This is a genomic window from Polaribacter sp. Asnod1-A03 (assembly GCF_045063585.1).
Taxonomy (GTDB): domain Bacteria; phylum Bacteroidota; class Bacteroidia; order Flavobacteriales; family Flavobacteriaceae; genus Polaribacter.
In genome coordinates, this window is the sequence record NZ_JBEFOE010000009.1 from 3,288,964 (window position 1) to 3,301,615 (window position 12,652).

Consider the following 12,652-nt stretch of genomic DNA (forward strand, 5'->3'; position numbering starts at 1 on the left):
AATAAGATGTTATGCAATACAAAGCTATTTCTCCAGAAGATTATATCAATCAAGCTCCAGAAGCGCGTAAAAACACTTTAAATCAACTTAGAAAAACAATTAAAGAAAACCTACCAAAGGGTTTTACAGAAGGTATTCAATACGGTATAATAGGCTATTATGTTTCACATGAAATTTATCCTAATGGTTATCATTGTAAACCAGAAGAACCTTTGCCTTTTATGAGTTTTGCATCACAAAAAAACTCCATTAACTTATATCATAATGGCATTTATGCTGTACCAGAGATTCATAATTGGTTTGTAAACGAATATCCAAAACATTGCAAACGAAAATTAGATATGGGTAAAAGTTGTATTCGATTTAAAAAAATAGAAGAAATTCCATTTGATTTAATTACAGAATTGTGTCAAAAAATTTCGGTTAAAGAATGGATAGATATTTACGAAACTAATATTAAAAAGAAATAAAGATGAAAAATAGAGTAACAGGGATTGGTGGAATATTTTTTAAGTCTAAAGATTCTAAAGCATCTAAAGAGTGGTATAGAAATCATTTAGGTTTTAATACAGATTATTGGGGTTGTACTTTTTGGTGGAAAGATAAAGATGGTAATAAATGCTCTACACAATGGAGTCCGTTTTCTAATGATACTAATTATTTTGAACCTTCTAAAAAAGACTTTATGTTTAATTATAGGGTAGAAAATTTAGTTGAATTATTAAAAGAACTAAAAAAAGAAGGAGTTACAATTGTGGGAGAAATACAAGAATACGATTATGGTAAATTCGGTTGGATATTAGACAACGAAGGAAATAAAATAGAGCTATGGGAACCAATTGACCAAGCTTTTAGTGAGTAAAACAATTAATTAACAGAAAAAACAAATACTTATGATTTACAAAAAAACATTATTGTACGACAGAGAGAGACAACATTCATTTTCGGCAGTTAGAAAAATAGCAAGAGAAAATTTTGATAAAGCTTTAAAAGAAAAGCAAAAAGAGAATGCAGAATATGCATACGAAGCTTTAGAAACGGTTTAAAAAGAATATTTGCAATAATTAAAAAGCATCCAAAATGAAACTACTTTCTAATCATCCGACAGAAATATTAATTTTAATCTTTTTAATTATCACTTATGTAATTTCTTCTTTTGAAAAAATTTCTGATTGGAATGGAAATGTAATTTTTATAAAAGGTCATTTTAAAAATTCACCTTTAAAAAATAATGTTCCTTTTTTATTAGCAGTTCTTTTAGTTCTAGAAATTGTTGCATCTATTTTAATGATTATTGGAGTTTATCAAATTTACACAACAGAAGTAAAAAAAATCGCTTTACTCGGAATTGAGCTTTCTGCGGTCAGTTTAATTTTTATGCTCATTGGTCAACGACTTGCAAAAGATTATCCAGGAGCGATGTCTTTAGGTGTTTATTTTTTGATAACCGTTTTCGGTGTTTATTTATTAAATAAATAATATTGATAATAAAATAAAGCTTCAATAAACATAATTTATTAAAAAACCTCTTAAAACATTAATTTTAAGAGGTTTTCTTTTTTCTCTAAGGTATTTATCTTATTACTTATTTTAACTATTAACAGCGCTTTTTAAAATCATTTTTATTACTTTTTAAGCTTGTAAATTATAAGAAGTAAAACTTTTTAGCTTTTCACTCTAAATTATCGTCATAAATCATTTTTTAGATTTTTTTTCAGAAATAGATTTCTCCTTACAAAAAATCGATCCAAAAAATATTTATCTATAAAAAATATCAAAAAAGAAATACTGATGAAAATTAATTCATGATTTTAGAATCTATTTTATTTTCTACAAACAACAAAAATTAAATTAGATTTACTTTTAAAAAAAATTCTTCTATATAAAATATAAATTCTTTAAAGTTGATTTTAAAATTTGCCTTTAGAAAAAGCGTAGTAAAAACTGTTCTCCTCTACTCCACTTCCTAGATACATTTTAAAAAATCTAAACTAAATTTATCTAATATTCCAAATAAAAAAATATTGTTCCACGAGGAACAACGCCTATTATTTTGATGAAAAAGATATAATTAAAACAAAAAAACCAGTTGTAAATAAATTTACAACTGGTTTTAAATAAAATTTTAAAACAACTTATTCTTTTAATAGTAGCAAACTTTTAATTTAAAGTAAATAAATCTATTCTTACTATTACAAATAAAAGGTAATATTTTGAAAAGATTAAAAAAATGTTCTGAAACGATCTATTATGTTCTAAACTTAAGCATCAATACAAGAAAAAGATTCTATTTCTTTTTAAGAATATAGATTAAAGAAGAATACTCTTTTGTTCTTTTTGCTTTTAAGTTTGATAAGAAACCTCTATAAAAAGATTTAATAGGATTCATTTTTCCTGACATATATTTATCGCTTAAAAGAGAAACATAATACGCATCAAATTTCATTGGCAGTGTTTTTTCTACAGTCATATTTTCTAGAGAAAATAACTTAGAAATTGATGTTTGAGAAAAATGCCATAAGTGTCTAGGTACATCAAAAGCAGCCCAAAATTCTTTATAATAAATTGCATCATAACTTTTATAATTTGGAACAGCAATAATCAATCTACCATCTTCTGCAAGTAAATTATTTAAAGTAGAAATATATTCTTCTAAATTTTCTACATGCTCTAAAACATGCCAAAGTGTAATTACGTCAAACTTTACATTTTTATATGCTGATAAATTTTCTTTTAATAAAACGCCTTTTATAGAAGCAATATTTCTAGCTTCTAAACTTGGTTCGGTTCCATTAACATTCCAAGAATTATTTTTACAAACTTTTAAAAAATCTCCTGTTCCTGCTCCTACATCTAAAATATTTTTAGATGATGTTTTAAAAGAATTAATCAATTTCAATTTCCTTTTTAAAGTGATGTTTTTTACAGATTGATACACTTTATCTAACAACGATTTTTTAGAATCTGTGTGAGAAATATAGTCTTCACTTTTATAATAATCTCCTAAGTTTCTTGGCACAGGAACTGTAACCAACATATCAAACTCTACATTCTTTTTAAGTTCATAAATTTCTTTAGAAACGGTATAATCTTTACATGCTAAAAAAGGTTGTAAATCTTTATAAAAATCGATTTTCTTATTCATTTATATTAATCTCAAAAAATGAAATTCCTGCCAAAGCAGGAATTATAATTAGTGTTTTTACTTTAACTTTTCATAAGATGTTCCACGAGGAACATCTTATGAAAAAATATTATTACCTACCCATATAAACTAATAAAACAGAAATATCACTTGGTGAAACTCCACTAATCCTACTAGCTTGTGAGATAGATGTTGGTTGTATTTTCGTTAGTTTTTCTCTAGCTTCAAAAGACAAAGATTTTACTTTTTGATAATCAAACGTAGCAGGAATCATTACATTTTCTAACCTATTTAATTTATCTGCATTGCTCTTTTCTTTCGCGATATAACCAGAATATTTTAAATGAATAACAGCTTGTTCTATTACCTCTTTATCAATCTCTTTTTCTAATAAAAAAGTTTTTAATTTTTCTATATTTTTAAAATCAGAAAATTCTAATTGTGGTCTTGCTGCAATTTTATAAAGCTTCATAGATTGGTTAATCAAAGCTAAATTCTTTGCTTCTAAAATAGGATTTATCTCTTCTTGCTTAACGCTTGTTTTCTCTAAAAACTGAACTAACAAATCTGCCTTTTCTTGCTTTTTGATAACTCTATCTAATCGCTCCTGAGACGCCAAACCTAACTTAAAACCAATAGGTGTTAATCTTAAATCCGCATTATCTTGTCTTAATAAAGTTCTATATTCTGCACGAGAAGTAAACATTCTATATGGCTCTTCTGTACCTTTTGTAATTAAATCATCAACTAAAACACCAATATATGCTTCGTTTCTTTTTAAAATAAAAGGTTTTCTTTCTTGCACTTTTAAAGCTGCATTTACACCCGCCATCAAACCTTGTGCAGCTGCTTCTTCATAACCTGTTGTTCCGTTAATCTGACCAGCAAAAAATAAACCATCAATTAATTTAGTTTCTAAAGAATGTGTTAATTGTGTTGGTGGAAAATAATCGTACTCTATAGCATAACCATATCTCAAGAATTTTACGTTTTCAAAACCGGCAACAGAACGAATGGCTTTGTCTTGAATATCTTCTGGAAGTGATGTAGAAAATCCGTTTACGTACATTTCACAAGTAGTCCATCCTTCTGGTTCAATAAACATTTGGTGTCTATCTTTTGTTGCAAAACGATCTATCTTATCTTCTATTGAAGGACAATATCTTGGACCTGTAGATTTGATTCTACCATTAAACATTGGCGATCTATCAAAGCCTGTTCGTAACAAATCATGAACATCTAAATTGGTATACGTTAACCAACATGAACGTTGTTTTTGTAATGGTTTTGTAGTTGGCAAATAAGAAAACTTTTCTGTAATTTCATCACCAGGTTGTTCTATCATTTTAGAATAATCTAAAGATCTACCATCAACTCTTGGTGGAGTTCCTGTTTTCATTCTTCCAGATTCAAAACCTTTAGCAACTAAGTCTTCTGTTATACCTGTTGATGCTCCTTCTCCTGCTCTACCACCACCAAAACTTTTATCACCAATATGGATTAATCCATTTAAAAAAGTACCTGCAGTTATTACCACAGTCTTTGCTTTTATTTCTAAACCTAAAGTTGTTTTAACTCCGATAATTTTATTCTCATCAAACAATAATCCATTTACAGAATCTTGATAAAAATCTAAATTTTCAGTTTGCTCTAACATAGTTCTCCAACATTCCGAAAATTGCATTCTGTCAGATTGAGCTCTCGGACTCCACATTGCAGGCCCCTTAGATTTATTTAACATCTTAAACTGAATAGCAGTTTTATCTGTTACTATCCCGCTGTAACCACCCAAAGCATCAATCTCTCTAACTATTTGTCCTTTTGCAATTCCTCCCATTGCAGGATTACAACTCATTTGCGCTATATTTTGCAAATTCATTGTAATCAATAAAGTATGTGCACCCATGTTTGCAGCAGCAGCAGCGGCTTCACTACCAGCGTGCCCTCCTCCTACTACAATTACATCATATGTTGTTGTAAATAAACTCATTACTTAACGTTCCACGTGAAACTTTTTATATTATTAAACTGAATATCAATTATTTATTAGCAATAATGCATTATTTTCCGCATTTCTCATTACTTCTTTTTCCTCTACAGATTTATCTTTGTAACCCATGTAATGTAAAACACCATGAATCATTACTCTTTGTAATTCTTCTTTAAAAGAAACATTAAAATCTTTAGCATTATCCTCTACTCTTTCAATAGAAATGTAAATATCTCCACTAATCAATTTACCTAAAGTATTATCAAAACTAATAACATCAGTTAGTGTATCATGTTGCAAAAACTCTACATTTAATTTATGAAGATACTCATCATCACAAAAAATATAATTTATTTCACCAATAGTAAACTCGTTATTTTCCACAACAGAATCTATCCAATGTTCTAAAATATTTTCTTCTTCTAATTTAAAATCGGTCTCGTAATTAAAAGTAATCATATCTAATATGTCTTGAAATTAGAGAAATACTCTCTAACTTTATTTTTATAATTTTGCTGCAAAGGTAATGATTGTCTGTTTAATATCTCTGTTTGATTATAAAACAGCTTTTTAAATTGAAGAGCCTTGATATTTTGTCTATTTATTTCTTTTAAATTGGTATTAGATTTTCTTTTTTTATCTTCACCTTGTTCTAAAACTGATTTATCTAATTTTAATAATTGATAGTTTAAATCTTGCATTTTTTGAATTGTATTAGAATTAAATCCTTTTTCTAGAATTTCATTTTCTAATTCTTCCATTGTTTTTAATGCCTTTTTTGCTGATGAGTTTGGTAATGAATTACCCTTCTCTCCTTCTCTTATTGCATTTTCTAACTCTTGTCTTAATTGACTTTGCTGTTTAAAAATTTCAAATAATTTACCATTTAAATCATCTTTTAGATCACCTTCGCCTTTTCCTTTTTTGTTTCCATTTTTTCCAGACTTACCTTCTTCTCCTGATTTACCATTTTTATTTGGTTTATTTACTTTTTCTCCTTCTCCTTTTTGCATTCCTTCTTTCATTTTTTTTGATAAACCCTCTTGTTTCTTTATCAAATCTGGTAAACTAAAACCATTTCCTTTTCCAGGTTTTCCTTGTCCTTTTTTCATAGACATAGAGTTTTGCATATTATTTAAAATATCACTCAAATAATCAGATAAACTATTTACAGAATTCATCACATAACGTTGATTTGAAACTCCGTTAGGAAATAAATTTTCAGAAAAATTATCTAAAGACATATCTAAATTATAATGTGCAGATGAAAGATCTTCTTTAATCTTTGATGATATTTTGGGTACACGCATAGACAAAACGTATAAGCTATCATCTATATGTTCGAAGTAAGATTTTAACTCATTTTGCTTTTTTAAATCTTTACCAAAGTCAGGATGTGTAGTAGATATTTCTAGAAACTTGCTCATTAAGTTTTCTTGTTGAAAAGAAAAATTTAGTAAGTTTTCTAAAATTTTACGCAAATCTTCTATGTTAGCCTCAATAGAGTTTGCTTCCATTTCTAACATAGATTGTTGCATTTTACTACTCATCTTTTTCATTTTTTGAGAAGATGATTTCTGATTTTTTTTTGCTTTAGACTTATTTTCTTTTGATAAATTTTCTTCAGATTTTTGTAATTCTAAATCAATATTATCTTTTTCTTCATCAACATCCGGAAGTTCCATAGGTGACTTTAACTTCTCATTATCTTTATTAAGATCATTTAGTTCTTTCTTAATATCTTGAAAATCTTTGTTTACTTCTTTTTGTTTTTTAAGAATATTTTCATCTTCTTGATTACTTAAACCTAGTTGCTTGTTTGCTAAATTTTCAATTTTATTAGCAATTTGCATTGTCTTTTGCTCTACGTAAAACCGTTTTGTTAACTCTAATATTCTTTCTAAACTTCTTTCTTGTTGTTTATTTTGTTGCGATAATTCTTTTGCTTTTTTAACTAAATCTTCCTTATTTAGTTTCTCTGCCATTTTATCAATTTCTTCTAATAGCTTTTTTTGTCTATCTTGTTTTTTAAGTTCTTCTATTCTCTTTTTTAATTCTTCTTTTTTCTTTTGTAGATTTTCATTCTCTTCAGATTGCTCATCAAGATTTTCTTGTAATTGGTCTGTTTGTTTTTCCATCATTTGATTATAATCATTCTGACGTTTAAGAAATTGATCAATTTTCTTTTTATCATTCCAATTAATCTTCTTTTTAGTTTGTAAATCTTTCTGAACTTTTTCTAAATTCTTCTGTTGCTCTAATTGTTTTTGTATAGAAGATTCTATATTATTAATAGTATTTTTTTGTTCTTGTAAAAGCTCTTGCTCTATTTCTTGTTTATCTCTTTTTCTATAGTTAAATATTTTACTCTTAGATTTCTTACTTCCATTTACAGCATCATTATCAGAAACCTGAAAATAAAACTCATACTCTATTCCTTCTTTTAAATTTAAACCATCAGGAAATTGATAAAAAAAAGTTTGAATATTTTCTTTGGAAATAGCTAATTGAAAATCACTTTTAACCTCAGGATAATTTTCATCATAATAAAAAATCTGTAATTTTTGTATTCCGTAATCATCAGAAATCTGTCCAGCAAATTCCGATGTTCCTCTTTTTGTTTCATCAAAATTTGATTCAACAGAAATAAAAGGAAATTCATCTTTTATAACAGATATAGAAAAATCTAAATTTTCGAAATCTTTTAAATCTTTGTTAGAAGAAGTAATTTTATAATTAAAGTTATTATAAATATTTTTAGAAAATTTAAAAATATTCTTGTCAATCAATTTAAAAAATTCTCTTTTATCATTCTTTATAAATGATAAAGAATCAGTTTGATTTGTTAAAACGTTCCACGTAATAGTTGTACCTTCAGGAGCAGAAATATTACCAGAATTTTCTATTTTATTATTCTTTTTTTTAAGATATTTAGGATAATTTAAATCTAAATAAATGGTATTAATAGTAGGTGTATTAATCACTTTAATAATGTATTCTTGAGATACAATACCATTTGCTTCAATAAAAAAATGAATTGGTTTTTGTACATCAGAAAATACATAAGAAAAAGTTCCGTTTCCATTATTTTGTAAAAAATATTTTTCTTTATTAAAATTGATAGAAGCTTCATTTGGTAATACATTTCCATAAGTCTCTGCCAAAATAGAAATTGATTTTCCTTGAACAACTTTTAAATCTTCATTTTTTAATAAAAAAGAAAAAGGTGCAGGTGGATTATAACTAATATTATGATTTACAACACGTTGTAAACTTTGAGTTAAATTATTATTATTACCTGATAATGAGTTAATTAGTAAGATTAAAACTGGTATTACAGCATATTTTAAATATTTTTTATTCTTTTTAAAATCAATGGCTTTTACAAAAGGAATTGGTGCTAATTCTTCTGATTTTTGATTGATACTTGCTAATAATAAATCTGATTGATTGCTACTTTTCTTTAACTGTAAAATATTTAATAATTTGTCTTCTACTTCAGGAAAATGACTCCCTATAATTTTAGACGCATCTTCAAAACTAATTCCTTTTCTTAAACCTATTAATTTAGAAATTGGAATAAAAATAAATCGTACTAATAAAAATAATTCTACTAATAAGAAAAGCCAAAATAAAACAGTTCTAGCAAATGGCTTTAACCATAAAAAATATTCTAGAAATAGGGTAAATAACAAATACAATAATCCAAAGGAAATAAATAAAATACTTCCTTTTATCAATTCACTAGTGTAATATTTTCTGGTAAATTGATGTAACTTCTCCTCTATTCTCTTAAATTCTGTCATCATTAATAATTAAAAGTACCATTTTTACATAAATACACAACCAAATAATTGTTAAAACCAATTTTGTAAGTAATTAATAATAAGTACAACTAAAGTTAAAAATTAACTAAAATGAAACAAATAACTAAACTTCTTTTTTTATTAATTAGTATATCTGCATTTGCGCAAGGACCTTGGACACAAGAAAAAGGAAAATTTTACACACAATTGTCTTTTACGTCAATAAGTAATTATGATGAATTTTTTGGTGATCCTGATTATTCAATAAACGGAAAAATATCAGACCATACAGTACAACTTTATAATGAATACGGAATTACAAACAACACAACTTTATTAGTAAATATTCCTTTAAAATCAATTTCTTTTGAACAAAATATAAATTGCATAACTACTCCATGTAATTCAATTGAAAACAATAAAACTGCTTTAGGAAATATAGAAATTGGTGTAAAACATAATTTCTATAAAAAAGATTGGTTGCTTTCGGGTCAATTATCTATAGAAACTAATACAAGTTCTTTTGATGAAGACTCAGGTATAAGAACTGGTTACAATGCAATTACGTTTACTCCCCTATTTTCTGTTGGAAAAAGTTTTGGTAACTCTTATTTACAAACTTTTATCGGAGCTAAAATTAGAACTAACAATTACAGTTCTAACTTTAAAATTGGAGGAGAATTTGGTAATAAAATTTTTAAAAATATTTGGTTGATAGGTTTCTTAGATATAGAAAAGTCTTTTGAAAATGGAAAAGTTCTTTTATCTGATAAAAACTTAATTACTTCTTTATATGTTAATAATCAAGAATACGGAGTTGTAGGAGTAAAAGCTATTGGAGAGTTAAAAAACGATTTTGGACTTACTGCAAGTTTACCAGCCGCTTTTTTTGGGAATAATGTTGCTAAACAAGTTGCTTTATCTGTGGGGATTTATAAAAAGTTTTAGATTAATTCAATATTGACTTCAATTTCTTGAATTCCATGAACTTCTTTATCAAATTCGATTTTATACTTATATTTTTGATTGTATAAATTTAGAACTTTATCAATTTTTAGTTTAGAATTTTCTAAAATTATTAAATATTTTTTATGTTCACGAAAATTAACTATTGCTTTTTTAATAAAGGAATAACCTGAAAAAATAAAACTACCAGAGGTAATTATTAGAAAAGCTATATAATTAAAAAAAGCTCTAGGACTATGATCATAAGAAACTCTATAACTATTATTAAAAAAATAATTAAAAACTAAATAACCACATATCAACAAAGAAATACCAATAATACTTCCTAAAATAAGATTATTAAAAACATCTTTTTTTGAAAGTTTGTAATCTTCAATATCAACAATAATATTTTCTAAAATATCTAATAAATTATCACAAAATTTTATTTGAGTACAAGTCTTATTAAATTCAGGTTTTTTATCAGTTAAACCACATAAATTACCTTTTTGTAAACTTAATTTTTGATGATCACATAAATCACAATGGTTTTTCATTTTCATCTTATAAAAATACAATCTTTTTTCTTTTCTCTAATTTCTGTTTTCTCTTTTAAAAACTATCTTTGCGCTATCAAAAAATAGAAAAAAATGGAATCTAACATTCGTGTTCGTTTTGCCCCAAGTCCTACAGGACCTTTGCATATTGGTGGTGTAAGAACAGCTTTATATAATTATTTATTTGCTAAAAAAAATAACGGAACTTTTGTTTTACGTATAGAAGATACAGACCAAACTCGTTATGTTGCAAATGCAGAACAATATATTATTGATGCCTTAAAATGGTGTAATATTCCTTTTGATGAAGGACCAAACACCAATGAAAAATTTGGTCCATATAGACAATCAGAACGTAAAGAGTTATACAAAGAATATGCGGATATTTTAATAAATTCTGGTTGGGCATATTATGCTTTTGATACTTCTGAGCAATTAGATGCACACAGAAAAGCACATGAAGCAGAAGGAAAAACCTTTATTTATAATTGGCATAATAGAAATGGCGGAGATTTAGTAAATTCTTTAGTTTTAACTGAAAATGAAGTACAAGCTAAAATAAACGCTGGCGAAAATTATGTAATCCGTTTTAAATCTCCACAAGATGAGCTTTTAAGAATGGAAGATGAAATCCGTGGTAATATTAAAATTGATACCAATACTTTAGATGATAAAATTTTATTTAAAGGAGATGGAATGCCAACCTATCATTTAGCAAATATTGTTGATGATCATTTAATGGAAATTACACACGTAATTCGTGGAGAAGAATGGTTACCTTCTATGCCATTACACGTTTTATTATACAGAGCTTTTGGTTGGGATGCACCAAAATTTGCACATTTACCATTAATTTTAAAACCAGTTGGTAAAGGTAAATTAAGTAAAAGAGATGGAGATAAATTAGGTTTTCCTGTTTTTCCTTTAGAATTTACAAATGAAGTTACTGGCGATGTTTCTCGTGGATATAAAGAAGATGGTTATTTTTCTGATGCTTTTATAAACATGTTAGCTTTCTTAGGATGGAATCCTGGTACAGAACAAGAACTTTTTTCTTTAGAAGAATTAATACAATCTTTTGATCTAAAAAGAGTTAGTAAATCAGGAGCAAAATTTAGTCCAGATAAAGCAAAATGGTTCAATCAACAATATATGCAAACAAAGTCTGATGCAGAATTGACAGATTTATATTTACCTATTTTAGCTAAAAAAGGAATTACAAAAGACAAAGAATTTGTTTTAAAAGTAGTTTCATCTATAAAAGAAAGAGCTGTTTTTGTAAATGATTTCTGGGATTTATCTAGTTTCTTTTTTGAAACTCCAACAGATTACGATGCAAAAGCAAGTAAGAAAAACTGGAAAGAAGGAACACCTGAATTAATGCAAGAATTAATTACCATAATTTCTAATATAGAAGATTTTTCATCAGAAAACACAGAAAAAGAAATTAAAGAATGGATTACTGCTAAAGAAATTGGTTTTGGTAAAGTAATGCAACCTTTACGTTTATCTTTGGTTGGTAAATTAGCAGGACCACATTTATTTGATATTATTGCAATGATTGGTAAAGAAGAAACTTTAAAAAGACTAGAAAACGCAATCGAAAAACTATAATTATGAAAAATTTAATCCTTCTTTTAATTTTATTTTTTGCTTTTAATATTCAAGCACAATATAGTGGATATGGTTATGGAAATAACAGCAGACAGCGTCAAAGACAAATGATGCAACCACAAATAGAGCAAAAAGCAGCAGAACCAGATTTTCCTATAGAAAAATACTTAGGTATTGTTACTTATGATATTGAAAAAGCTGCTAAAAAATCTGGAGTAAAATTATCATCAGAAGAAGGAAAAGAGTTTTCTAAAATTTTAACTAAATATAATAAAGACACTAAAGATATTACTAGAATAAATAGTTTCTTAATTAAAAGTAGTAAAGATATGATTGATAATTTTCAGAAAAATGCAAGAAAAACTGGAGATTATTCCGATCAAGTAAACGTTCAAAAGAAAATGATAGAAGATTTAAAACCATTTTCTAACACACTTAAAGTAGAAGACGATAAATTAATTGCTTCTATGAAAAGTTTACTTTCAGAAAAAAAATATAATAAATGGATTAAGTACAATAAAAAAATCTATAAAATTTTTGAACCTGAAATAGAATAACTATATAATCTATATTTAAAAAAACCTGTTAATAATAT

At 26.4% G+C, this 12,652-nt stretch carries 12 protein-coding genes; 7 read left to right on the forward strand and 5 right to left on the reverse strand.

What is annotated here, in order from left to right:
- The first annotated feature begins 11 nt into the window (after nucleotides 1-11).
- Genes ACJJVY_RS14690 through ACJJVY_RS14705 form a run of 4 tightly spaced genes read left to right on the forward strand, consistent with a single transcriptional unit; the run spans nucleotide 12 to nucleotide 1,479 of the window.
- On the forward strand, nucleotides 12-470 hold the full coding sequence (locus ACJJVY_RS14690) for a DUF1801 domain-containing protein (protein WP_405610403.1): 459 nt from the start codon (nucleotides 12-14) through the stop codon (nucleotides 468-470).
- A 2-nt stretch (nucleotides 471-472) separates the two neighbouring features.
- Entirely contained in the window at nucleotides 473-862 is a 390-nt protein-coding gene (locus ACJJVY_RS14695; protein WP_405610406.1) for a VOC family protein, read from the forward strand.
- Nucleotides 863-893: 31 nt separating this feature from the next.
- Nucleotides 894-1,046 (forward strand): hypothetical protein, encoded by a 153-nt coding sequence (locus tag ACJJVY_RS14700; protein WP_405610409.1) that lies wholly within the window; start codon nucleotides 894-896, stop codon nucleotides 1,044-1,046.
- Between the two features lie 34 nt (nucleotides 1,047-1,080).
- Nucleotides 1,081-1,479, forward strand: coding sequence for a DoxX family protein (locus tag ACJJVY_RS14705; protein WP_405610412.1), 399 nt, complete (start codon nucleotides 1,081-1,083; stop codon nucleotides 1,477-1,479).
- A gap of 808 nt (nucleotides 1,480-2,287) precedes the next feature.
- On the opposite strand, the gene ACJJVY_RS14710 is transcribed toward ACJJVY_RS14705, so the two are convergent.
- The 4 genes from ACJJVY_RS14710 to ACJJVY_RS14725 form a co-directional block, all read right to left on the reverse strand.
- Entirely contained in the window at nucleotides 2,288-3,145 is an 858-nt protein-coding gene (locus ACJJVY_RS14710) for a class I SAM-dependent methyltransferase (RefSeq protein WP_405610415.1), read from the reverse strand.
- A 112-nt stretch (nucleotides 3,146-3,257) separates the two neighbouring features.
- The gene (gene mnmG, locus ACJJVY_RS14715) at nucleotides 3,258-5,135 is read right to left on the reverse strand and encodes a tRNA uridine-5-carboxymethylaminomethyl(34) synthesis enzyme MnmG (protein WP_405610418.1); all 1,878 of its coding nucleotides are present in this window, start codon (nucleotides 5,133-5,135) and stop codon (nucleotides 3,258-3,260) included.
- A 45-nt stretch (nucleotides 5,136-5,180) separates the two neighbouring features.
- The gene (gene ybeY, locus ACJJVY_RS14720; protein ID WP_405610421.1) at nucleotides 5,181-5,594 is read right to left on the reverse strand and encodes an rRNA maturation RNase YbeY; all 414 of its coding nucleotides are present in this window, start codon (nucleotides 5,592-5,594) and stop codon (nucleotides 5,181-5,183) included.
- A 2-nt stretch (nucleotides 5,595-5,596) separates the two neighbouring features.
- The gene (locus ACJJVY_RS14725) at nucleotides 5,597-8,941 is read right to left on the reverse strand and encodes a DUF4175 family protein (RefSeq protein ID WP_405610424.1); all 3,345 of its coding nucleotides are present in this window, start codon (nucleotides 8,939-8,941) and stop codon (nucleotides 5,597-5,599) included.
- A gap of 111 nt (nucleotides 8,942-9,052) precedes the next feature.
- On the opposite strand from ACJJVY_RS14725, the gene ACJJVY_RS14730 reads away from it, so the two are divergent.
- On the forward strand, nucleotides 9,053-9,889 hold the full coding sequence (locus ACJJVY_RS14730) for a hypothetical protein (protein WP_405610427.1): 837 nt from the start codon (nucleotides 9,053-9,055) through the stop codon (nucleotides 9,887-9,889).
- Here the strand turns inward: ACJJVY_RS14730 and ACJJVY_RS14735 are convergent.
- A complete protein-coding gene (locus tag ACJJVY_RS14735) occupies nucleotides 9,886-10,443 on the reverse strand; it encodes a hypothetical protein (protein ID WP_405610430.1) in 558 nt (185 codons plus the stop codon). The genes ACJJVY_RS14730 and ACJJVY_RS14735 overlap by 4 nt on opposite strands.
- A 93-nt stretch (nucleotides 10,444-10,536) precedes the next feature.
- On the opposite strand from ACJJVY_RS14735, the gene gltX reads away from it, so the two are divergent.
- Nucleotides 10,537-12,057, forward strand: a complete 1,521-nt coding sequence (gene gltX, locus ACJJVY_RS14740) for a glutamate--tRNA ligase (protein WP_405610433.1) — start codon at nucleotides 10,537-10,539, stop codon at nucleotides 12,055-12,057.
- A 2-nt stretch (nucleotides 12,058-12,059) separates the two neighbouring features.
- Nucleotides 12,060-12,614 carry a hypothetical protein gene (locus ACJJVY_RS14745; protein ID WP_405610436.1) on the forward strand — a complete coding sequence of 185 codons (555 nt, stop codon included), beginning with the start codon at nucleotides 12,060-12,062 and terminating at the stop codon, nucleotides 12,612-12,614.
- Nucleotides 12,615-12,652: the final 38 nt, after the last annotated feature.

Coding starts and splice junctions, on each gene's coding strand:
- ACJJVY_RS14730 (WP_405610427.1), top strand. CDS start 9,053: ATGAAACAAATAACTAAACTTCTTTTTTTATTAATTAGTATATCTGCA.
- ACJJVY_RS14725 (WP_405610424.1), bottom strand. CDS start 8,941: ATGACAGAATTTAAGAGAATAGAGGAGAAGTTACATCAATTTACCAGA.
- ACJJVY_RS14695 (WP_405610406.1), top strand. CDS start 473: ATGAAAAATAGAGTAACAGGGATTGGTGGAATATTTTTTAAGTCTAAA.
- ACJJVY_RS14690 (WP_405610403.1), top strand. CDS start 12: ATGCAATACAAAGCTATTTCTCCAGAAGATTATATCAATCAAGCTCCA.
- ACJJVY_RS14705 (WP_405610412.1), top strand. CDS start 1,081: ATGAAACTACTTTCTAATCATCCGACAGAAATATTAATTTTAATCTTT.
- ACJJVY_RS14745 (WP_405610436.1), top strand. CDS start 12,060: ATGAAAAATTTAATCCTTCTTTTAATTTTATTTTTTGCTTTTAATATT.
- ACJJVY_RS14710 (WP_405610415.1), bottom strand. CDS start 3,145: ATGAATAAGAAAATCGATTTTTATAAAGATTTACAACCTTTTTTAGCA.
- ACJJVY_RS14735 (WP_405610430.1), bottom strand. CDS start 10,443: ATGAAAAACCATTGTGATTTATGTGATCATCAAAAATTAAGTTTACAA.
- ACJJVY_RS14700 (WP_405610409.1), top strand. CDS start 894: ATGATTTACAAAAAAACATTATTGTACGACAGAGAGAGACAACATTCA.
- mnmG (WP_405610418.1), bottom strand. CDS start 5,135: ATGAGTTTATTTACAACAACATATGATGTAATTGTAGTAGGAGGAGGG.
- ybeY (WP_405610421.1), bottom strand. CDS start 5,594: ATGATTACTTTTAATTACGAGACCGATTTTAAATTAGAAGAAGAAAAT.
- gltX (WP_405610433.1), top strand. CDS start 10,537: ATGGAATCTAACATTCGTGTTCGTTTTGCCCCAAGTCCTACAGGACCT.